The organism is Saccharothrix lopnurensis (assembly GCF_042658445.1).
Classification (GTDB): domain Bacteria; phylum Actinomycetota; class Actinomycetes; order Mycobacteriales; family Pseudonocardiaceae; genus Actinosynnema; species Actinosynnema lopnurensis.
In genome coordinates this window covers 1-21,032 of sequence record NZ_JBHSQO010000057.1, presented here as the reverse complement: position 1 = coordinate 21,032, position 21,032 = coordinate 1, and the positions used below count along the sequence as shown (strand labels likewise).

The following is a 21,032-nucleotide window of genomic DNA, read 5'->3' as shown; positions in this document are numbered from 1 at the left end:
GGACAACTAGTCTGGTCGGGTGACCGTCGAGCCGCTGCCCCTCACCGGTGAGCGCACCGTGCCCGGGATCGTCGAGGAGAACTACTGGTTCAGGCGCCACGAGGCGGCGTACCTGGACCTGGTGCGGCACTGCGTCGGCGCGGTGGTGCTGGAGGCGGGTTGCGGCGAGGGCTACGGCGCCGCGCTGATCGCCGGGCGGGCCGCGCGGGTCGTCGCGCTCGACTACGACGAGACGACCGCCGCGCACGTCGGCCGCGCCTACCCGGGGCTGACCGCGGTGCGCGGCAACCTGGCGGCCCTGCCGGTGCGGGACGCGGGCGTGGACGTGGTGGCGAACCTCCAGGTCATCGAGCACCTGTGGGACCAGGAGGGCTTCCTGGCCGAGTGCGCGCGGGTGCTGCGGCCCGGCGGGCGGCTGCTGGTCACCACGCCGAACCGGATCACCTTCTCCCCCGGTCGCGACACCCCGCTCAACCCGTTCCACACCCGCGAGCTGGCGCCGGCGGAGCTGCGCGACCTGCTGGTCGGCGCGGGCCTGGAGGTCGAGCTGCTGGCCGGGCTGCGGCACGGGCCCGCGCTGCGCGCGCTGGACCGGGCGTTCGGCGGTTCGATCATCGACGCGCAGGTCGCGGTGGTGCTGGGCGGCGGTGAGTGGCCCGCCGACCTGCTGGCGGCCGTGGCCTCGGTGCGCGCCGAGGACTTCGAGCTCACCACCGACGACCTGGACGCCTCGCTCGACCTGGTGGCCGTGGCGGTGCGGCCGTGACCGCGGTGGACCGGGGCACCGGCGCCGAGGGCACGTTCTGCCTGGTCCTGCACAGCCACCTGCCGTGGCTCGCGCACCACGGCGCCTGGCCGGTCGGCGAGGAGTGGCTGTACCAGGCGTGGGCGCACTCGTACCTGCCGGTGGTGGACCTGCTGGAGCGGTTCGCCGCCGAGGGCCGCGAGGACGTGCTGACGCTGGGCGTCACGCCGGTCCTGGCCGCGCAGCTGGACGACCCGTACTGCCTGCGCGGCCTGCACGACTGGCTGGGCGACTGGCAGCTGCGCGCGCACGGCGCCGCCGACCGGCTGCCCGACCTGGCCGCCCGCGAGCACCGCGGCTCGGCGTGGGCGCTGGAGCGGTTCGAAACGCGGTGGCGGCACGGGTTCTCGCCCGTGCTGCGGTCCCTGGTGGACTCGCGGGCGGTCGAGCTGCTCGGCGGTCCGGCCGCGCACCCGTTCCAGCCGCTGCTGGACCCGGGGCTGCGGGCGTTCTCGCTGCGCACCGGGCTGGCCGACACCGCGTGGCGGATCGGCTCGGCGCCCCGGGGCATCTGGGCCCCGGAGTGCGCGTACGCGCCGGGCCTGGAGCGCGACTACGCGCGGGCGGGCGTGCGGCGGTTCCTGGTGGACGGGCCGGCGCTGCACGGCGACACGGCCGCGGGCCGGCCGGTGGGTGACACGGACGTGGTGTGCTTCGGGCGCGACCTGGAGGTGTCCTACCGGGTGTGGTCGCCGAAGGTCGGCTACCCGGGCGACCCGGCGTACCGGGACTTCCACACCTACGACCACGCGAGCGGGCTCAAGCCGTCCCGGGTGACCGGCAAGAACGTGGCCCCGGCGGACAAGCGGCCGTACGACCCGGACCAGGCGGCCGAGGCGGTGCGGCGGCACGCGGCCGACTTCGTGGACACGGTCGTGGCGCGGCTCCGGTCGCTGAGGGAGCGGCACGGCAGGCCGTCGCTGGTCGTCGCCGCGTACGACACCGAGCTGTACGGGCACTGGTGGCACGAGGGGCCGGCGTGGCTGGAGGCCGTGCTGCGGGCGCTGCCGGGCGCCGGGGTGCGGGTGACGACGCTGCGCGGCGCGGTCGAGGCGGGTCACGTGGGCGCGCCGGTGGAGCTGCCGGAGTCGTCGTGGGGCTCGGGCAAGGACTGGCGCGTGTGGAACGGGCCGCAGGTGGGCGACGTCGTGCGGGGCAACGAGCAGGTCCAGCGGGAGCTGCTGGCGCTGGACCTGTCCGGGCCGGTGCGCTCGCCGGTGGCCGACCAGGCGGTGCGGGAGGCGTTGCTGGCGCTGTCCAGCGACTGGGCGTTCATGGTCACCAAGGACTCGGCCGCGGACTACGCCCGGTACCGGGCCAAGGCGCACGCGGACCGGTTCGCCGAGCTGGCCGCGCTGCTGCGGTCCGGACGGGGCGCGAGGGCCGCGGAGCGGGCCGCCGAGCTGCGGCGGGTGGACGGGCCGTTCGGGCACCTGGACGCCAGGGGGCTGGCCGGTGGTTGGGAGGATGGGCCATGCGCGTGCTGATGGTGTCGTGGGAGTACCCACCGGTCGTCGTGGGCGGGTTGGGCAGGCACGTGCACGCGCTGGCCACGTCCCTGGCCGGGCAGGGGCACGAGGTGGTCGTGCTGTGCCGGCAGCCCACCGGCACCGACGCGGTGACGCACCCGACGTCCGACGAGCCGGTGGAGGGCGTGCGGCTGGTGCGCGTGGCCGAGGACCCGGCGCACCTGGTGTTCGAGCGGGACCTGGTGGCGTGGACGCTGGCCATGGGGCACGCGATGACGCGCGCGGGCCTGGCCCTGCTGCGCGACTGGCGGCCGGACGTGGTGCACGCGCACGACTGGCTGGTGACGCACCCGGCGATCGCCCTGGCCGAGGCGGCGGGCGTGCCGCTGGTGGCGACCGTCCACGCGACCGAGGCCGGGCGGCACGGCGGGTGGCTGTCGCAGTCGCTGAACCAGCAGGTGCACTCGGTGGAGTGGTGGCTGGCGAACCGGGCCGACGCGCTGATCACGTGCTCGGCCGCGATGCGCGCGGAGGTGGCGCACCTGTTCGAGGTGGACCCGGGCACGATCACCGTGCTGCACAACGGGATCGAGCCGAGGCGGTGGCGGGTGCGGGCGGGCGACGTGGCGGCGGCGCGGGCCCGGCACAGCCCCTCGGGCGCGCCGCTGCTGCTGTTCTTCGGGCGGCTGGAGTGGGAGAAGGGCGTGCAGGACCTGATCGCCGCGCTGCCGCGGGTCCGGCGGTCGCGGCCGGGGACGCGGCTGGTGGTGGCGGGGACCGGGACGCACCGGGACTGGCTGGTGGAGCAGGCGCGCAAGCACCGGGTGCGGCGGGCGGTGTCGTTCGCGGGGCACCTGTCGGACCGGTCGCTGGCGGCGCTGCTGGCGGCGGCGGACGCGGTGGTGCTGCCGTCGCGGTACGAGCCGTTCGGGATCGTGGCGCTGGAGGCGGCGGCGGCCGGCGCGCCCCTGGTCGCCTCGACCGCGGGCGGGCTGGGCGAGGTCGTGCGGGACGGGGTGACGGGGCTGTCCTTCGCGCCGGGCGACGTGGACGGGTTGGCGCGGGCGGTCCGCTCGGTGCTCGACGACGGGCCGGCGGCGGCGCGGCGGGCGCGGGCGGCGAAGGCTCGCCTGGGGACGGACTTCGACTGGGGGACGATCGCCCAGGGCACGGCGGGGGTCTACCGGGCGGCGCGGGTGCGGGCGCGCGAGCCGCTGGGGCGGCCGAAGATCGCCACGGGCAACGCTTTCCTGTAGGCGCGGGGCGCCGGTCCACCCTCCCCACCCCCTGAGCGCCGGTTCCGTTGGACGGGAATCCTCCGATCAGCGGCCGATCGGTCACCTCGCGGGCGCTGGACCTGCTCGGCGCGTTCGACGTGGGGCACCCGACGCTGACGCTGAGCGAGCTGGCCGCCCGGCGCGACATGCCGATGGCCACGGCGCACCGGCTGGTCGGCGAGCTGGAGGCGTGGCGGGCGCTGGAGCGCAACGCGGACAACCGCTACCAGGCGGCGCGGCTGGAGTTCCGCGCGCAGCCGCCGCGCATCGAGGTCGCCGAACCCGGCATCAACGTCGTGGTGTCCGACGACCACCGGCTGCCCGGCGTCGTGGCCCGGTCGGTGTACGCGTCGGACGGCTTCAGCGGGCTGCGCGCCCACGAGGGCGTGGTGGGCCGGGTGCACGCCGTGGACAACGAGGGGGACGACCCGTCGGGCGCCAGGCTGGACGAGGCGCTGACCGGGTTCGTCGAGGAGGTCGTGCGGCCCTACCGGGCGTTGAGCGGGTGAGCGGGCGGCTCGTCGCGTCACCCCCGCGAGCCGCCGCGGGCGCGCTCCAGCGCCTCCCGGGCCTTGCGGTCCATGTCGGCGACGGCGGCGCGGCGCGCGGCGTCGGCCTCGTAGTCCTCGCGGCGGTCCCTGACCACGCGGGCCGGGATGCCGACGGCGATCGCGAAGTCCGGCACGTCGCCGCGGACCACGGCGTGCGCGCCGACCACGCAGCCGCGCCCGATGCGCGTGCCGCGGGTGACGGTGACCTTCGTGCCCAGCCAGCAGTCCGGGCCGATGCGCACCGGGGACTTCACGATGCCCTGGTCCTTGATCGGCATCGTGATGTCGGCGGTGACGTGGTCGAAGTCGCAGACGTAGACCCAGTCGGCGACCAGGGTGGCCGCGCCGATCTCCACGTCGAGGTAGCAGTTGACCGTGTTGTCCTTGCCGAACACGGCCTTGTCGCCGATGCGCAGCGACCCCTCGTGGCAGCGGATGGCGTTGCCGTCGCCGATGTGCACCCAGCGGCCGATCTCCAGCCGCCCGTAGCCGGGGCGGCAGTGCAGCTCGACCTTCCGGCCCAGGAACACCATCCCGCGCAGCACCACGTGCGGGTTGGCGAGGCGGAACCGCAGCAGCCGCCAGTACCGCACCAGGTACCAGGGGGTGTAGGCGCGGTGCCGGACGACCCAGCGCAGCGACGCCAGCGTGAGGAAGCGGGCCTGCGCCGGGTCGCGGCGCGAGCCGCGCCACCTGCGCCACACCGGTGCTCCCCACATGCTCGTCACGCGGGCACTCTAACTTCCCGCCCGCCCGACCAGGCGGCCGGCGCCCGCCCCGGCGGACCCGCGCCGCAGGTGGGGCGCCGGTGGCCCGCGACCCGACCACCGGGCCAGGATGGCGGGCGTGACGACCCCTCTCATCATCGACACCGACCCGGGCGTGGACGACGCGTTCGCCCTCGCGCTCGCCGCCGCCAGCCCGGAGGTCGAGCTGCTCGGCGTGACCACGGTCTTCGGCAACGTCCCGCTCGCCGACACCACGGCCAACGCCCTGCGGCTGCGCGCCCTGCTGGGCCGCGAGGACGTGCCGGTCGCGGCCGGCGCGGACCGGCCGCTGGTCCACCCCCAGCCGCACCTGTCCAGCGCCCACGGCTCCGACGGGCTGTCCGGGGCGCGCGGCACCCTGCCGGAGCCGACCCGGGCCGCCGACCCGCGCGACGCCGTCACGCTGATGCGCGAGCTGCTGGAGGCGGCCGACCGGCCCGTCACGATCGTCCCGATCGGACCGCTGACCAACATCGCGCTGCTGCTGGCCGCGCACCCGCGGCTCAAGGCGAAGATCGGCAGGCTCGTCGTCATGGGCGGCGGGGTCGACGTCGGCAACACCACCCCCAGCGCCGAGTTCAACCTGTGGAGCGACCCGGAGGCCGCGCGCCGGGTGCTGGTCGAGGAGGACGTGCCCACCACGCTCGTCCCGGTCGACCTGACCCACCGGTGCGCGGTGGGCGCCGGGTGGCTGGCCGACCTGGCGCGGACCTCCGCGACCGGCGCGGCGCTGGTCGGGCTCACCGGGGAGTACCTGGCCACCTACCGGCGAATCCTGGGCCTGGACGGCATCGTCGTGCACGACGCCGTCGCGGTGGCCGAGGCGATCCGGCCGGGCATCCTCGCCACCACCGCGTTCGCGGCGGACCTGGACTGCTCGTTCGGCCCGAACCGGGGCGCGCTGGTGGTGGACCGGCGGCGGGAGGTCGAGCGGCCCCCCGACCTGGACGTCGCCCTGGACACCGACCTGGACGGGCTGCGGTCGTTCCTGTTCGAGCGGCTGTCCTCGCTCGGCGGCGCGTAACACCGGTTCCCCCCTCGACCACACCCCACGGCCCGGGAGACGCGCTCGGCTCGGCGCCCGTCGGCGATCACCGGCATGGTGATCGGCTTCGCCATCGCACTGGTGGGGAACACGGCCACCAACACCGCCTCCGTCGACGAGCCCTGGTGGCCGTTCGCGGTGTGGGGCGCGGTCGCCGCCCTGATCGCGGTGGCGCGCAGGCAGTGGCAGGACGAGGTGGCCCGGCGCTCGCTCAACGACCCGTACCCGCTGCCGGTGCGCCGGCGCGCCGCGCCGGCCGACCTGGCGGGTGACGACCTGCTCGCGACGTGGCGCCGGGTGCCCACCGGACGGCTGGTGGTGCTCGGCGCGCCGGACGCGGGCAAGACTGTGCCGCCGGTCCGGTTCGTGGTCGGCCTGGACGTGCGGCGCCGCCTCGCGGCTACGTCCGCTCCGCCCGGCACAGCAGGTGCACCGGCCGCGACCCCACCCGGGTCAGCACGACCGTCGCCTCACCCGACCCGCTGAGCCTCAACCGCCGCCGCAGGGTGTTCGGGTCCACGTCCAGGCCCCGCACCAGGATCTCCAGCCGCCCCACGTCGTGCGCGCGCAGCACCGACCGCAGCGCCTTCTCCGTGTGGTGGCCGTGCTCGACGACCCGGAACGCGCGGACGCCCGGCGGCGGCACCGGGCCGGTCAGGTAGGCGATCCGCTCGTCCATCTGCGCCAACCCGTGCCGGGCCGCGTAGTGCCGGACCAGGCCGGCCCGCACCACCGCGCCGTCCGGGTCCACCAGCCACTCCCCCGGCGGCGTGACCGGGCAGTCGTCCGGCTCGGCGGAGGTGAGGGTCCACGCCGGGGCGCCCGTCCGGAGCACGGTGGCGCGCCGCGCGACGCCCGGCGTGGCCAGGCCCCTCGTCCACAGGCACGCCTCGCGCACCTGGCCGTCCAGGGACACCAGCTCGACCTCGTCCGCCCACGGCGCCACCGCGAAGTCCACGCCCGGCGCGCACTTCACCGCCAGGTCGCGGGAGGCGTGCGCGGCGGCCAGCTCGTCCAGCGGTGGAGCGAAGTCCGCCGGCCGCCACGTCCGCCGGCCGGCCGAGTCACGCCGCGCCGGGTCGGCCAGCACCGCCACGCCGCGGGACACGGGCCGCAGCGCGTCGGCGCGCACCAGGGGCACGTCGTCGCCCAGGTTGTGCCGCGCCATGGCCAGCCGCACCGGGTCCAGGTCGGAGCCGAGGGAACCGGGCGGCAGCGCGGCGAGGTCGGCCCCGATCGAGCAGGTCACGTCGTGCACGGGCCCGGTGAACCGGGTCGCCCGGTGCGCCGCCACCGGGTGCGCGGTGGCCTGCTGGAGGGCGTCGGAGGTGAACAGGCCGTCCGCGAACGGCACCTTCCCGGCGGCCCGGCGGCGCAGCAGCAGGGTCTCCAGCACGGCCGCGAAGTGGTCCGGCGAGACCTCCTTGGCCACCGTCACGTCCCGCAGCCGCGAGGCGTCGGTCAGCGGCAGCCCGGCCAACGCCGACAACGCGGCGCGCCCGGCGGCCGACCGCAGGTGCGCCACGTCGTCGAGGCTGAACGCGTACCCCACTAGACCGGCTTGCGCCCCGTCACCGAGACGTTGTAGAAGACCTCTCGCGGCAGGACCCTGGCCAGCACGTTCTGGTCCACCCAGGACAGCCGCTGCCAGGCGCGGTAGGCGAACATCGCCCACCCGAACCCGAGCTTCTCCCGCGGCACGGCCGCCTCGAACGTGCGCACCGGCCAGCCGAACAGGGCCGCCGACAGCTCGTCGGTCACCGCCCGCACGTCCACCGCTCCCGCGCCGCGCGCCACCCGCTCCAGCTCGCCCGGGTCGAAGGTGTGCAGGTCGACCACGGCCTCCAGCGCCGCCGCGCGCGAGGACTCGTCCAGCTCCTCCTGCGGCCGCCGCCAGTCGGTGAGCGGGCCCAACCTGGTCACGTTCGTGGTCAGCCACCAGGTGAGCTGCCCGAGCTTGCGCGCGTAGGCGTTGCCGATGTTCGTCGGGTCGCCCGCGAAGACGAACTTCCCGCCCGGCTTGAGCACCCGCAGCACCTCGCGCATCGCGGCGGGCACGTCCGGGATGTGGTGCAGCACCGCGTGCCCGACGACCAGGTCGAACGTGTCGTCGTCGTACGGGATGCGCTCGGCGTCGGCGACCCGGCCGTCCACCGGCAGCCCCAGGTGCTCCGCGTTGCGCAGCGCCACCTCGACCATGCCGGGCGACAGGTCGGTCACCGAGCCCTTCTCGACGACGTCGCCCTGCATGAGGTTGAGCAGGAAGAAGCCGGTGCCGCTGCCCAGCTCCAGGGCGTGCCCGTACGGGCCGACGTCGCCCGCGGCCGCGCGGAACCGCTCGGTGGCGTAGGTGGTGCAGCGGTCGTCGTAGGAGATCGACCACTTCTCGTCGTAGGTGCCCGCCTCCCAGTCGTGGTAGAGCACGTTGGCGAGCTTCGGGTCGCCGTAGGCCGCCTGGACCTCCTCGGCGGTGGCGTGCGGGTGCGGTCGGGGGTCGACCCGGTCGACTGGATCAACGGCCACTGAACTCCGCCTTCCCCGGCCCGTTCTCGATGAACGACGCCATGCCCGTCTTCTGGTCCTCGGTGGCGAACATCGCCGCGAACAGGTGGCTCTCCAGCTTCAGGCCGCTGCCGAGGTCGGTGTCCAGGCCGCCGTCGATCGCGGCCTTGGCGGCGGCGTAGGCCCGCGCCGGGCCGGTGACGAACTGCCCCGCCCACCGCTTGGCCGCCTCGTACACGTCGTCCGGCGCGACGACCTCGTCCACCATGCCGATGCGCAGGGCCTCCTCCGCGCCCACGAACCGGCCGGTGTAGATGAGGTCCTTGGCGCGCGACGGGCCGATCAGGCGGGGCAGGCGCTGCGTGCCGCCCATGCCGGGGATGACGCCGAGCAGGATCTCCGGCTGGCCGACCTTGGCGTTGTCGCCCGCGATGCGCCGGTCCGCGCACAGCGCCAGCTCGAAGCCGCCGCCCAGGGCGTAGCCGGTGACGGCGGCCACGGTCGGCTTGGGGATCTCCTCCACCGCGCGCAGCGCCGAGCTCAGCGCGCCCGCGCGCACCGCCATCTCGGCGTAGGTCAGCTCGGCCATCTCCTTGATGTCCGCGCCCGCGGCGAACACCTTCGGACCGCCGTAGACGATCACCGAGCGCACGTCGGCGCGCTCGCCGGCCTCCAGCGCGGCGGCCCGGATCTCCTCCTGGACCTGCCTGTTGAGCGCGTTCATCGGCGGGCGGTCCAGCCGGATGGTGCCGATCCCGCCCTCGACTTCGAGCCCCACGAACTCAGCCACGCAGTCCTCCTCGACCCGTGTCGGTAGGCCCCGCAGGTTACTCCTGGGTAGCCAGAGCGCCCGTCGAACCCGCTACGCCTGCTTGCGGCGGGCGAAGTACCGGTCGCCCGCCCGCTGGAGCTCCAGCGGCTGGTCGAACGTCTTCGACAGGTTCTCCTCGGTCAGCACGTCGTCCAGCAGGCCCTGCGCCACGACACCGCCCCCACGCAGCAGCAGCGCGTGCGTGAACCCCGGCGGGATCTCCTCCACGTGGTGCGTGACCAGCACGATCGCCGGCGCGTCCGGGTCCAGGGCCAGCTCCGACAGCCGGGCCACCAGGTCCTCCCGGCCGCCCAGGTCCAGACCCGCGGCCGGCTCGTCGAGCAGCAGCAGCTCCGGGTCGGTCATCAGGGCCCTGGCGATGAGCGTGCGCTTGCGCTCGCCCTCGGACAGCGTGCCGAACGCGCGCTCGGCCAGGTGCTCGATGCCCAGCGCGCCCAGCAGCTCCCCGGCGCGCCCGGTGTCGAGCTTGTCGTAGTCCTCGCGCCACCGGCCCAGCACCGCGTACCCGGCGCTGACCACCAGGTCGACGACCTTCTCCTCGTTCGGCACGCGGTTGGCCAGCGCCGCCGAGCACAGGCCGATGCGCGGCCGCAGCTCGAAGACGTCCGTGCGCCCGATGCGCTCGCCGAGCAGGCTCAGCCGACCCTTGGTCGGGTGCAGCTCGGCGCCCGCCAGGCGCAGCAGCGTGGTCTTGCCCGCGCCGTTGGGCCCGAGCACCACCCACCGCTCGTCCAGCTCCACGCCCCAGTCGACGTCCCCGACCAGCGTGGTCCTGCCCCGTCGAACCGAAACACCCTGCATGTGGATGACCAGATCTTCGTTTTCCACGCTCGTCCTCGCCCCGGTCGACACCTTCCCCGGGCCATTGTTCTGCAAGCCCCGTGACGGCGGGTGCGGCGGGGGCGGTTGGTGTGACGTTGTCGTGGCGCGGCGTGCTCGTTCCCGAACCGTCGGTGCGTACTGGGAGGATCAGGACATGCCCGCCGACTCCATCCTGCTCGCCGGCCGTCCGTTCCCCCTCGGGGCGCACCCCGAGGCCGGAGGCGTGCGCTTCGCCGTCTCCGCACCGCCCGCCGACGCGGTCGAGGTGTGCCTGATCAGCGAAGACGGCACCGAGGAGAGGGTGGAGCTGACCGAGCGGACCTTCGGCGTGTGGCACGGGCTCATCTCCGGCGTGACCCCCGGTCAGCGCTACGGCTACCGGGTGCACGGCCCGTACGACCCGTCGCGGGGGTTGCGCGCCAACCCGGCGAAGATCCTCGTGGACCCGTATGCGACGAGGATCACGGGCGGGTTGACCGACCTGGAGGCCGCCCTGGGCTACGTGGGCGACCCGATGCACGGCGGCCCGTCGCCGGTCGACTCGCTGGGCAGCGTGCCGCTGTCGGTGGTGACCTCGCCGGGCGGGCCGGACACCGGCGTGAAGCCGCAGGTGCCGTTCGAGGAGGCGGTGGTCTACGAGCTGCACGTGCGGGGGTTCACCCGGCGGCACCCCGGCGTGCCCGAGCACCTGCGCGGCACCTACCTGGGGCTGGCGCACCCGACCGTGGTGGAGCACCTGGTGCGGCTGGGCGTGACCACGGTCGAGCTGCTGCCCGTGCAGGCGTTCGTGGACGAGCCGTCGCTGGTCAAGGCCGGTCGGCGCAACTACTGGGGCTACTCGCCGCTGAGCTGGTTCGCGCCGCACCCCGGGTACGCCAGCGAGCCGGGGCGCGAGGTCGAGGAGTTCCGCACCATGGTGTCCGCGCTGCACGCGGTGGGCATCGAGGTGCTGATCGACGTGGTCTACAACCACACCTGCGAGGGCGGGCCGGACGGGCCGACGCTGTGCTACCGGGGATTCGACGCGCCCGGCTACTACCTGCACATCGAGGGCGGCGGCACGCTGGACATCACCGGGTGCGGCAACACCACCGAGGCCGGGTCGCCGCAGTTCGTGCGGCTGGTGACGGACTCGCTGCGGTACTGGGCGACCGAGATGGGCGTGGACGGGTTCCGGTTCGACCTGGCGTCCACGCTGGGGCGGCCGGGCGGCCGGGGGTTCGACCGGGCGTCGGCGATGCTCACCGCGATCACCTCGGACCCGGTGCTGTCGCGGTGCAAGCTGATCGCGGAGCCGTGGGACGCGACCGGCGACGGGTACCGGGTGGGCGACTTCGGCGTGCAGTGGGCCGAGTGGAACGGCCGGTACCGCGACACCCTGCGCGACTTCTGGCGGGGCATGACGAACGTGCGCGACCTGGCCTACCGGCTGTCCGGGTCGTCCGACCTGTACGCCGACGACCTGCGCCGGCCGTGGCAGTCGATCAACTTCATCACCGCGCACGACGGGTTCACGCTGCGCGACCTGGTGTCGTACAACGAGAAGCACAACCTGGCCAACGGCGAGGACAACCGCGACGGCACCAACGACAACCGGTCGTGGAACTGCGGGGTCGAGGGCGACACGGACGACGCCGCGGTGGTGGCGCTGCGGGCGCGGCAGGCGCGGAACCTGTTCGCCACCCTGATGCTGTCCACGGGCACCCCGATGATCACCGCCGGCGACGAGCAGTGGCGCACGCAGGGCGGCAACAACAACGCGTACTGCCTGGACGACGAGACCTCGTGGGTGGACTGGGAGCCGTCGCCGGAGGGCGAGTCGATGCTGGCCTTCGCGCGGCGGGTGATCAACCTGCGGGCGGACAGCCCGGCGCTGCGGCAGCCGCAGTTCTTCGACGGCCGCACCACGCCGTCGGGCGCGCCGGACCTGGTGTGGTTCCGGCCGGACGGCGAGGAGATGGCCGAGACGGACTGGTTCGACGACGGCCGGCGGTTCCTGGGGATGTGGATCGACGGCTCCACGTCGCTGTCCCGCTCCCGCGCCGGCGAACGGGTGTCGGACCACTCGTGGCTGCTGCTCGTGCAGGCCGGGGCGGACGCGGTCGAGGTCACCCTGCCGGGCCCGGAGTACGGGAGCCGCTACGAACCGGTGCTGGACACCACGACCGCGGACGGCTCCCCCGCCACGCCGGGGTCGCCGGCGGCCGGCACGAAGGTCACGCTGAGTGGCCGTTCCCTGCTCCTGTTCCGCGTCCCGGAGTAATCGCCGGCGCATTCCCGCATTACCCGCCCCATTACCTCCCCGGCACAATCCCATCGGTTCCCGAGGTGTTCCCGAGCCCTGGGACGCGCTGCGCGGCGGCGCGTCCCGTGGCACCATTCCCGAATGGCCCGACAGCTGCTGACCTGGTGCGACCGCCCGATCGACCTCCTCCTGGTGGCGTCGTGCGGCTGTAGCGGGACGCGGCGCGGCCGGTGAAGAACCGTTCTTCCGCAGGGAATACGCCGCGTCGCGTCCTGATAGCTACTCGCCCTTTCCGTAGCCATCGAGGAGCGACTCCCCGTGACCACCACGATCCCGGGCGCCTACCTGCACCCGAAGCTGGACGTGCGGCTGCTGCACGACCTGATCCACCCGACCCGCGACCTGTGGACGCCGCGCGAGCTGCGCGACCTGACCTCCACCGTCGCCGCCGAGCTGACCACCCCGCTGCTGGACGTGCTGGCGTACGACCCGGGGCGCCGCTGGTGGGCCCGGCTGGGGCTGACGGAGGGGGTGGAGCTGTGGCTGCTGAGCTGGCTGCCCGGTCAGGGCACGGAGGCGCACGACCACGGCGGGGCGTCCGGGTCGTTCACCGTGCTGACCGGTGAGCTGCACGAGGACTACCGCTACCCCGGCGGGCCGATCCGCAGCGCGGCGCGGCCGGTGGGCAGCGCGCTCGGGTTCGGCGCCGGGCGGGCGCACCGGGTGGTGAACCGGGGCGAGGTGGGTGCCGCGAGCGTGCACGCGTACTCGCCGCCGCTGGTGCCGACCCGCGAGTACGCGAGCCTGGCGGACATCCCCGACCTGATCCCGCCGCTGCCGGCGCGGCGGCTGTCGTTGGAGCGGTTGAGCGTGCTGACCGAGCAGGAGGGCCCGTGAGCGCGGAGCAGTTGCTGGAGGAAGCCCGACACGCCCTGGACCGCGTGGAGCCGCACGAGCTGGCCGACCTGCCGAACTCCCTGGTGGTCGACATCCGGCCGCACCACGACCGGGCCGCCGAGGGCGAGATCCCCGGCGCGCTGCCGATCGAGCGGATCGTGCTGGAGTGGCGGCTCGACCCGGCGGGCGAGCACCGCATCCCCGGCTTCACCGCCGACACGACCGTCGTCGTGGTGTGCAACGAGGGCTACGCCTCCAGCCTCGCCGCCCGCGACCTCCAGCGCGTGGGCCTGCCCAACGCCACCGACCTGGTCGGCGGCTTCCGCGCCTACGCCGCCGCCGGCCTCCCCGTCCACCCCACCCCGACCACACCCATAACCTGACCGCGAGTCGTACGTCCAGACCCGTCGTGTCGTACGTCCAGGACCCCCGAGTTGCATGTTCAGGACCCCCTGAACGGGTAACCGGGCGGGCCCGAGCGCAGGGCACGCGGGTCCCGAACGCTCAACTCGGGGGTCCCGAACGCTCAACTCGGGGGTCCTGAACGCTGAACTCGGGGGGTCTGGACGTACGACTCGCGGGGTCTGGACGTACGACTCGCGGAACTTCGGGGTGGGTGGGTGCGTCTGGGTGGCGTGTGGAAGGTGCTGACCGGGGTTGTCCTGGTGGTGGTGGCGGTCTGGCGGCCCGGGGTGGCCTCGGTGGGTGGGGCGGTGGTCGGGGGCTGGGCGGTGTTGGCCGCGGTGCAGGTCGGGCTGCTGGTCGGGGCGCTGGTGGCCGGGGTGCGGGTGTCGCTGGTGGTGATCGGCGTCGGGGGTGAGGTGCGCACCTGGACGCGGCCGGGGCGGCGGGTGGTGTGGCGGAACGTGCCGCTGCTGATGTCGGTCGGGTTGACGTCCGTGCGGGAGTCGGTCCGGGTGCGGTTGTGGTCTGCCGCGTTCGTGGCCGCGGTGGTCGTGGCGGGGGTCGTCGGGGCGGCGTGGGCGGCGGCCGGGCACGACTTCTGGCGCGGGTTCGCGGTGGCGGGCACGGCGGTGGCGGTCAACGCGCTGTGGCCGAGGCGCAAGCCCGGGACGACGTCGGTCGGCTGGTTCCTGTTCGCGCTGCCGCGGCTGACGGGTCGGCCCCTGGAGGAGTACGAGGCGACCCCGCTGCTGAACCGGGTGACCGACGCGATCGCGGTCGGCGACCTGGACCGGGCCGAGGCGCTGTCCGACGAGCTGGTGGCGCGCCACCCGGAGCTGCTGGTGGCCTCCGGCGCGCGGGTCGCGGTGCTGGGGTTGCGCGCCCGGTACCTGGAGGCGTTGCAGGTGATGGGCGCCGTGGCCCGGCGCGAGGACCTCGGGCCGAGGGACATGGCGTTCGTGATGGCGCAGATGGCCGGTTCCACGGTCAACGCCGTGGAGGGCGGGATGCTGCCCGCGGAGTTCGGCGTGCCGGCGGCGCGGAGCGCGCTGGACGGTGCGGTGCGGCTGGGCTACCCGCGTTACCGCTGCGCCGGGGCGCTGGCCCGGCTGGCGCTGCTGGAGGACGACCACGCGACCGCGCTCACCCTCGCGAACCAGGCCAGGCAGACCAGCGAGGACGGTCTGGACCGGGCCGACGCGCTGGCCACGATGGCCCGTGCCCAGATGGCCGCCGGTGACAACGCGGCGGCCCGCGCCACGCTGGTCGAGGCCGAGCAGCTGGCCGGGTGGATGCCGCGCGTGGCCGAGACCAGTGCCCGTCTCAACATCAGGTAGGGAGAAGGGGAGGGGGGAGGGGAAGGGGGAGGGGTGCCCGGCCTGCGGGAGGTCGGCCGGGCACCCGGTGGCTCAGCCCGCCAGGACCACCCGGCCCAGTTCGGCGGGTGAGGCCAGGAGGTCGTGGCGGGGCAGGACGCGGACCGTGTAGCCGACGGCGCCCGCGTGCGGCAGCGGCACCTCCGCCTCGTAGTTGCCGTTGCCCGTGTAGGTCATGGGGTGCGTGACCACGTCGTACAGCTCGTCGGAGTCGGCCACGCGGCCCAGCGCCACCTGCACGTCCACCTCGGACGGCTCCAGGCCGGCCAGCTCCACCCGCGCCCGCACGCCCACCGGCGAGCCGAGCAGCGGCGCGGCCGAGCCGTTCGGCGACATCTCCGAGTCGAGCACCCGCACCCGCGTCCACGACGCCCTCAGCCGCTGCCGGTACGCCGCCAGCTCCTTGGCGCCCCGGTAGCCCTCGCCGACCACGGAGGCGGCCGACGACGCGGCGGGCGCGTACAGCTCCTCCACGTACTCGCGCACCATCCGCGACGCCTGCACGGCCGGGCCGAGCGAGGCCAGGGTGTGCCGGACCATCGCGAGCCAGCGCGTGGGCACGCCGTCCTCGCCGCGGTCGTAGAACAGCGGCGCGACCTGGTTGCCCAGCAGGTCGTAGAGCGCGGCGGCCTCCAGGTCGTCGCGCCGGTTCGGGTCGGCGACGCCGTCGGCGGTGGGGATGGCCCAGCCGTTGCTGCCGTCGTAGAGCTCGTCCCACCAGCCGTCGCGGATGGAGAGGTTGAGGCCGCCGTTGAGCGCCGACTTCATGCCGGACGTGCCGCACGCCTCCAGCGGGCGCATCGGGTTGTTCAGCCACACGTCGCAGCCCCAGTACAGGTACCGGGCCATGGACATGTCGTAGTCGGGCAGGAACACGATGCGGTGGCGCACGCCCGCCTCGTCGGCGAACCGCACGATCTGCTGGATCAGCGCCTTGCCGCCGTCGTCGGCCGGGTGCGACTTGCCCGCCACGACCAGCTGCACGGGCCGCTCGGGGTGCAGCAGCAGGTGGCGCAGCCGCTCGGCGTCGCGCAGCATCAGGGTGAGCCGCTTGTAGGTCGGCACGCGGCGGGCGAAGCCGACGGTCAGCACGTCCGGGTCGAACACCGAGTCGGTCCAGCCCAGCTCCAGCGCGCTGGCGCCGCGCTGCAACCACGAGGCGCGGGTGCGGCGGCGGACCTCGCCGACCAGCTCGGCGCGCAGGTCGTTGCGCAGCTCCCACAGCCGCTGGTCGGTGACCGGCTCGGCATCGGGCCGGTCCGCGCCCGGGTCGTCGGTCTCGCCGAGGAGCTCGCGCATCGCGGTGGCCGTCCAGGTGGGACCGTGCACGCCGTTGGTGATGGACCCGATCGGCACCTCGGTGGCGTCGAAGCCCGGCCACAGGCCCCGGAACATGTCGCGGCTGACCGAGCCGTGCAGCCTGGACACGCCGTTGGCGCGCTGCGCCAGCCGCAGGCCCATGTGGGCCATGTTGAACAGGCCGGGGTTGTCCTCCGCGCCCAGGGCGAGCACCCGCTGGGTGTTCACGCCGGGCAGCAGCTGCTCGGAGCCGAAGTAGTGCTGGACCAGGTCGACCGGGAAGCGGTCGATGCCGGCGGGCACGGGGGTGTGCGTGGTGAACACGGTGCCCGCGCGCACGGCGGCCAGCGCCTGGTCGAAGTCCAGGCCCTCGACGGTGGTCAGCTCGCGGATGCGCTCCAGGCCGAGGAAGCCCGCGTGCCCCTCGTTGGTGTGGAACACCTCGGGCGCGGGGTGCCCGGTCAGCTCGCAGTACGTGCGCACGGCCCGCACGCCGCCGACGCCCGCCAGGATCTCCTGCTTGATGCGGTGGTCCTGGTCGCCGCCGTAGAGGCGGTCGGTGACGCCGCGCAGGTCCTCGTCGTTCTCCTCGACGTCGGAGTCCAGCAGCAGCAGCGGCACGCGGCCGACCCGCGCCTTCCAGATCTTGGCCCGCAGCACGCGGTCGCCGGGCATGGCGACGTGCACCAGGACCGGCGCGCCGGACGGCTCGGTGAGCAGCTCCAGCGGCAGGCCGCGCGGGTCGAGGACGGGGTAGTGCTCGATCTGCCAGCCGTCCAGCGACAGGGCCTGGCGGAAGTAGCCGGACCGGTAGAGCAGGCCGACCGCGATCAGCGGGACGCCCAGGTCGGAGGCCGCCTTGAGGTGGTCGCCCGCCAGCACGCCGAGGCCGCCGGAGTAGTTGGGCAGGGCCTCGGTGACGCCGAACTCCATGGAGAAGTAGGCGATGGCCTCGGGCAGCGGCGACGCGTGGTGGTCGCCGTGCTCGCGGTCCCGGCGCAGCTCGTCCTGGCGGCGCTGGAACCAGCGCGCGCCCGTGGTGTAGTGGTGCAGGTCGTCGGCCAGCGCGTGGAGGTGGGTGAGGAACCGCTCGTCGCGGGACAGCTCCTCCAGCCGTTCCGGCGCCACCTCGGACAGCAGGCGGAGGGGGTCCTCGCCGGCCTCCCACAACCCGGGGTCCACCGAGGCGAACAGGTCCTGGGTGGGCTGGTGCCACGTCCAGCGCAGGTTCGTGGCGAGGGTGCCCAGGGCCGCCAGCGGCTCGGGCAGGCTGGCTCGGACGGTGAACCGGCGAAGTGCTCGCATGGCGTCGGACCTTATCCCCCATCCAGCGGTGCGGGGCAACGGTCACCCGAACCGATGCAGGGATCGATGCAGCCCGACCTGGGCGAACGTTCTTCCTGCAAGTTATTTCGCGCGGGGGTCGCGATCGTTAACGCGCGGGGACGAACAGGTCACACCTTCGCCCGAACGGTACCGGCGCGGCACCACGACAACGGCCCGGAACCTGAGAACTTGACTCAGCCATGTCGAGATGGACGGCGGCGCCAAGTGTGCGATCCAATCAGACGGGGTAGGAAGACCAAGTAGGACTCCCCGGTGACGGCATATCCGATCGCTGCGGGCAGACTTGACCGTGCAAGCGTCGCACCAGGGAGAGGGGCGCTGCCGAATGAGCGGCCGACTCGGAATCGACGATGTCTCCCCGACCGTGAGCTGTGGCCGCTACCCGGCTAAGGCCGTGGTGGGGGAGCACATCCCGGTGGAGGCGACGGTGTGGCGCGAGGGCCACGACGCCGTCGCCGCCACCGTCGTCTGGCGCGGGCCGAACGACCGGGTGGCCCGGCAGACCCGCATGGGCGCGCGGGGCGCGGGCCTGGACCGCTGGGCCGCCACGATCGCCCCCGACGCCGAGGGCTCGTGGACGTTCCGGGTGGACGCCTGGAGCGACCCGTGGGCGACCTGGGTGCACGCGGTGGAGGCGAAGGTCGCCGCCGGGCAGGGCCCGGAGGAGCTGGCCAACGACCTGGAGACCGGCGCGCGGCTCCTCGACCGGGTGAGCCGCCGACCCGACCGGCGGCGCGAGAAGCCCCTGCTGGCCAACGCGGCCGCGGCGCTGCGCGACGAGCACCGCCCGCTCGCGGAGCGCATCGCCCCCGCACTGGCGGGTGACGTCCGTCGGGTGATGCACGACCACCCGGTGCGCGAGATGATCACCAAGGGCAAGCCCCAGAAGGTCTGGGTGGACCGCAAGCGGGCGGCGTACGGCTCCTGGTACGAGTTCTTCCCGCGCAGCACGGGCGGGGTGGACGAGTCCGGCGTGCCGGTGCACGGCACGTTCGTCACCGCCGCCAAGGAGCTGGACCGGGTCGCCGCGATGGGCTTCGACGTGGTGTACCTGCCGCCGATCCACCCCATCGGCAGGGTGAACCGCAAGGGCCCGAACAACACCCTCACCGCCACCGAGGACGACCCGGGCTCGCCGTGGGCGATCGGCGCGGACGAGGGCGGGCACGACGCGGTCCACCCCGAGCTGGGCACCGTCGAGGACTTCGACGCCTTCGTGTCCCGCGCGCACGAGCTGGAGCTGGAGGTCGCGATCGACCTGGCCATCCAGTGCGCGCCGGACCACCCGTGGGTGCTGAAGAACCCCGAGTGGTTCACCACGCGCCCGGACGGCACGATCGCCTACGCGGAGAACCCGCCGAAGAAGTACCAGGACATCTACCCGGTCAACTTCGACAACGACCCGCAGGGCGTCTACAACGAGATCCTGCGCGTGGTGCTGCACTGGGTGGACCACGGGGTGCGGATCTTCCGGGTCGACAACCCGCACACCAAGCCGCCGGACTTCTGGGCGTGGCTGATCTGGGCGGTCAAGGACCGTCACCCGGACGTGCTGTTCCTGTCCGAGGCGTTCACCCGACCGGCGCGGCTGTACGGGCTGGCCAAGCTCGGCTTCACGCAGAGCTACACCTACTTCACCTGGCGCACGTCCAAGGAGGAGCTGACCGAGTTCGGCACCGAACTCGTCGCCCACTGGGACGAGGCCAGGCCCAACCTGTTCGTGAACACCCCGGACATCCTGCCCGAGTCCCTCCAGGTGGGTGGTCCGGGCATGTTCGCGCTGCGCGCGGCCCTGGCGGCGACGATGGCGCCGACCTGGGGCGTCTACTCGGGCTACGAGCTGTTCGAGCACCAGGCCGTCAAGCCCGGCGGCGAGGAGTACCTCAACTCGGAGAAGTACCAGCTCCGCCCCCGCGACTACGCGGCGGCGGTGGCCGAGGGCCGGTCGTTGGAACCGTGGTTGCGCAAGCTGAACGCGATCCGCCGGGCCCACCCGGCGCTCCAGCAGATGCGAACACTCCGGTTCCACCACGTGGAGAACCCGGCCCTGATCGCCTACTCGAAGCAGGATCCCGGCACCGGCGACACGGTGGTCGTGGTGGTCAACCTGGATCCGCACAACACGCAGGACGGCACGCTCTGGCTGGACCTGCCCGAGCTCGGCTTCGACTGGCACGAGCGGCTGATCGCGCACGACGAGGTGTCCGGGGAGACCTGGGACTGGGGACAGGCCAACTACGTGCGGCTTGAACCCCGGCGCGCCCCGGCGCACGTCGTCGGCGTGCTGCGCCGCTCCGGTCAGGGCTGACCCCGGTCGGGGTCGGCCCCGGTCGAGGCCGGCCCGGTCAGCCGGCTCCCCGGAGCCGGCAGCACCAACCCGGTCCCCTTTTTCACCCACGGTCCCCGCGCCCGCAGAAGGGCGCGCGGGGCTGTCGAACGTACCCCCGACGAGGTGGGGCGAGGTGGAGCACAGATGCAGCAAGAGGCCCGACCCGACGCCGCGCTGGTAGGTCTTGAGGACGTGCCGCACACCGGCGAGGCCATCCGCCCGGACGGCCTGCTGGTGGAGCCGCAGGCCGAGGAGTTCCGGTCGGCCCGGCTCGTGCCGCGCGAGACCGGCTGGTTCAAGGGCGCGGTGTTCTACGAGGTGCTGGTCCGCGCCTTCAGCGACTCGAACGGCGACGGCACGGGCGACCTGCGCGGCCTGGCGTCCAGGTTGGACTACCTGGAGTGGCTCGGCGTGGACTGCCTGTGGCTGCCGCCGTTCTACGCCTCGCCGCTGCGCGACGGCGGCTACGACATCAGCGACTTCCGGTCCGTGCTGCCGGAGTTCGGCACCGTCGAGGACTTCGTCTACCTGCTGGACGAGGCGCACAGCCGGGGCATCCGGGTGATCACGGACCTGGTGCTCAACCACACCAGCGACGCGCACCCGTGGTTCCAGCAGTCCAGAACCGACCCCGACGGCCCCTACGGCGACTACTACGTCTGGAACGACGACGACCAGAAGTACGCCGAGGCCCGCATCATCTTCGTCGACACCGAGACCTCCAACTGGACCTACGACCCGGTGCGCGGCCAGTTCTACTGGCACCGGTTCTTCAGCCACCAGCCGGACCTCAACTACGAGAACCCGGCCGTCCAGGATGCCATGCTCGACGTCCTGCGCTTCTGGCTGGACCTGGGCATCGACGGCTTCCGCCTCGACGCCGTGCCCTACCTGTTCGAGCAGGAGGGCACCAACTGCGAGAACCTCCCGCGCACGCACGACTTCCTCAAGCGCTGCCGCAAGGTCGTCGACGACGAGTACCCCGGTCGGGTGCTGCTGGCCGAGGCCAACCAGTGGCCGTCGGACGTGGTCGAGTACTTCGGCAACCCCGAGGTGGGCGGCGA

18 protein-coding genes are annotated in these 21,032 nt (G+C 73.9%); 12 read left to right on the top strand and 6 right to left on the bottom strand.

From position 1 onward, the window contains the following. Window positions 1–19 precede the first annotated feature (19 nt). The 4 genes from ACFP3R_RS33200 to ACFP3R_RS33185 are packed head-to-tail and all read left to right on the top strand — an operon-like array spanning window position 20 to window position 4,060. Window positions 20–766: a class I SAM-dependent methyltransferase gene (locus ACFP3R_RS33200; protein WP_380642129.1), complete on the top strand. Its 747-nt coding sequence runs from the start codon at window positions 20–22 to the stop codon at window positions 764–766. Then, a complete protein-coding gene (locus ACFP3R_RS33195; RefSeq protein WP_380642127.1) occupies window positions 763–2,292 on the top strand; it encodes a 1,4-alpha-glucan branching protein domain-containing protein in 1,530 nt (509 codons plus the stop codon). The genes ACFP3R_RS33200 and ACFP3R_RS33195 overlap by 4 nt, the downstream gene beginning before the upstream one ends. Next, window positions 2,280–3,530 carry a glycosyltransferase family 4 protein gene (locus ACFP3R_RS33190; RefSeq protein WP_380642124.1) on the top strand — a complete coding sequence of 417 codons (1,251 nt, stop codon included), beginning with the start codon at window positions 2,280–2,282 and terminating at the stop codon, window positions 3,528–3,530. Before ACFP3R_RS33195 ends, ACFP3R_RS33190 begins: the two co-directional genes overlap by 13 nt. Window positions 3,531–3,577: 47 nt before the next feature. Next, window positions 3,578–4,060 carry a helix-turn-helix domain-containing protein gene (locus ACFP3R_RS33185; RefSeq protein ID WP_380642120.1) on the top strand — a complete coding sequence of 161 codons (483 nt, stop codon included), beginning with the start codon at window positions 3,578–3,580 and terminating at the stop codon, window positions 4,058–4,060. A 17-nt stretch (window positions 4,061–4,077) separates the two neighbouring features. On the opposite strand, the gene ACFP3R_RS33180 is transcribed toward ACFP3R_RS33185, so the two are convergent. Continuing rightward, a complete protein-coding gene (locus ACFP3R_RS33180) occupies window positions 4,078–4,830 on the bottom strand; it encodes an acyltransferase (protein WP_380642119.1) in 753 nt (250 codons plus the stop codon). 118 nt (window positions 4,831–4,948) lie between these two features. Between ACFP3R_RS33180 and ACFP3R_RS33175 the strand changes: the two genes are divergently transcribed. Together ACFP3R_RS33175 and ACFP3R_RS33170 are read left to right on the top strand one after the other, a co-directional pair. Continuing rightward, window positions 4,949–5,893 (top strand): nucleoside hydrolase, encoded by a 945-nt coding sequence (locus tag ACFP3R_RS33175; RefSeq protein ID WP_380642117.1) that lies wholly within the window; start codon window positions 4,949–4,951, stop codon window positions 5,891–5,893. Window positions 5,894–5,968: 75 nt separating this feature from the next. Next, window positions 5,969–6,400 (top strand): hypothetical protein, encoded by a 432-nt coding sequence (locus ACFP3R_RS33170; RefSeq protein WP_380642114.1) that lies wholly within the window; start codon window positions 5,969–5,971, stop codon window positions 6,398–6,400. On the opposite strand, the gene ACFP3R_RS33165 is transcribed toward ACFP3R_RS33170, so the two are convergent. The 4 genes from ACFP3R_RS33165 to ACFP3R_RS33150 form a co-directional block, all read right to left on the bottom strand. Next, the gene (locus ACFP3R_RS33165; RefSeq protein ID WP_380642112.1) at window positions 6,315–7,466 is read right to left on the bottom strand and encodes a THUMP-like domain-containing protein; all 1,152 of its coding nucleotides are present in this window, start codon (window positions 7,464–7,466) and stop codon (window positions 6,315–6,317) included. The two genes, ACFP3R_RS33170 and ACFP3R_RS33165, sit on opposite strands and share 86 nt — an antisense overlap. Then, window positions 7,466–8,437, bottom strand: coding sequence for a class I SAM-dependent methyltransferase (locus ACFP3R_RS33160; RefSeq protein ID WP_380642110.1), 972 nt, complete (start codon window positions 8,435–8,437; stop codon window positions 7,466–7,468). Before ACFP3R_RS33160 ends, ACFP3R_RS33165 begins: the two co-directional genes overlap by 1 nt. After that, window positions 8,427–9,206, bottom strand: coding sequence for an enoyl-CoA hydratase/isomerase family protein (locus ACFP3R_RS33155; protein ID WP_380642108.1), 780 nt, complete (start codon window positions 9,204–9,206; stop codon window positions 8,427–8,429). Before ACFP3R_RS33155 ends, ACFP3R_RS33160 begins: the two co-directional genes overlap by 11 nt. Window positions 9,207–9,278: 72 nt before the next feature. Next, the gene (locus ACFP3R_RS33150; RefSeq protein WP_380642184.1) at window positions 9,279–10,049 is read right to left on the bottom strand and encodes an ABC transporter ATP-binding protein; all 771 of its coding nucleotides are present in this window, start codon (window positions 10,047–10,049) and stop codon (window positions 9,279–9,281) included. Between the two features lie 175 nt (window positions 10,050–10,224). On the opposite strand from ACFP3R_RS33150, the gene glgX reads away from it, so the two are divergent. The 4 genes from glgX (at window position 10,225) to ACFP3R_RS33130 (ending at window position 14,954) form a co-directional block, all read left to right on the top strand. After that, window positions 10,225–12,333, top strand: a complete 2,109-nt coding sequence (gene glgX, locus ACFP3R_RS33145) for a glycogen debranching protein GlgX (protein ID WP_380642106.1) — start codon at window positions 10,225–10,227, stop codon at window positions 12,331–12,333. Window positions 12,334–12,633: 300 nt separating this feature from the next. After that, window positions 12,634–13,212, top strand: coding sequence for a cysteine dioxygenase (locus ACFP3R_RS33140; RefSeq protein WP_380642104.1), 579 nt, complete (start codon window positions 12,634–12,636; stop codon window positions 13,210–13,212). Further along, window positions 13,209–13,595 (top strand): rhodanese-like domain-containing protein, encoded by a 387-nt coding sequence (locus ACFP3R_RS33135; protein ID WP_380642101.1) that lies wholly within the window; start codon window positions 13,209–13,211, stop codon window positions 13,593–13,595. Before ACFP3R_RS33140 ends, ACFP3R_RS33135 begins: the two co-directional genes overlap by 4 nt. A gap of 237 nt (window positions 13,596–13,832) precedes the next feature. After that, window positions 13,833–14,954 carry a hypothetical protein gene (locus tag ACFP3R_RS33130; protein WP_380642100.1) on the top strand — a complete coding sequence of 374 codons (1,122 nt, stop codon included), beginning with the start codon at window positions 13,833–13,835 and terminating at the stop codon, window positions 14,952–14,954. 72 nt (window positions 14,955–15,026) lie between these two features. Here ACFP3R_RS33130 and glgP read toward each other — a convergent pair whose 3' ends face one another. Further along, a complete protein-coding gene (gene glgP, locus ACFP3R_RS33125) occupies window positions 15,027–17,597 on the bottom strand; it encodes an alpha-glucan family phosphorylase (RefSeq protein ID WP_380642097.1) in 2,571 nt (856 codons plus the stop codon). Between the two features lie 367 nt (window positions 17,598–17,964). Here glgP and ACFP3R_RS33120 point away from each other — a divergent pair, with 367 nt between their 5' ends. Beyond that, window positions 17,965–19,947 (top strand): alpha-1,4-glucan--maltose-1-phosphate maltosyltransferase, encoded by a 1,983-nt coding sequence (locus ACFP3R_RS33120; RefSeq protein ID WP_380642095.1) that lies wholly within the window; start codon window positions 17,965–17,967, stop codon window positions 19,945–19,947. Between the two features lie 165 nt (window positions 19,948–20,112). Next, the coding region (locus tag ACFP3R_RS33115; protein ID WP_380642093.1) for an alpha-amylase family glycosyl hydrolase at window positions 20,113–21,032 on the top strand (920 nt) is incomplete at its 3' end.

Bases quoted from the DNA above. Each gene is read 5' to 3' on its own strand.
- glgP (WP_380642097.1), bottom strand. From the start codon at position 17,597: ATGCGAGCACTTCGCCGGTTCACCGTCCGAGCCAGCCTGCCCGAGCCG.
- glgX (WP_380642106.1), top strand. From the start codon at position 10,225: ATGCCCGCCGACTCCATCCTGCTCGCCGGCCGTCCGTTCCCCCTCGGG.
- ACFP3R_RS33190 (WP_380642124.1), top strand. From the start codon at position 2,280: ATGCGCGTGCTGATGGTGTCGTGGGAGTACCCACCGGTCGTCGTGGGC.
- ACFP3R_RS33150 (WP_380642184.1), bottom strand. From the start codon at position 10,049: ATGCAGGGTGTTTCGGTTCGACGGGGCAGGACCACGCTGGTCGGGGAC.
- ACFP3R_RS33120 (WP_380642095.1), top strand. From the start codon at position 17,965: ATGAGCGGCCGACTCGGAATCGACGATGTCTCCCCGACCGTGAGCTGT.
- ACFP3R_RS33170 (WP_380642114.1), top strand. From the start codon at position 5,969: ATGGTGATCGGCTTCGCCATCGCACTGGTGGGGAACACGGCCACCAAC.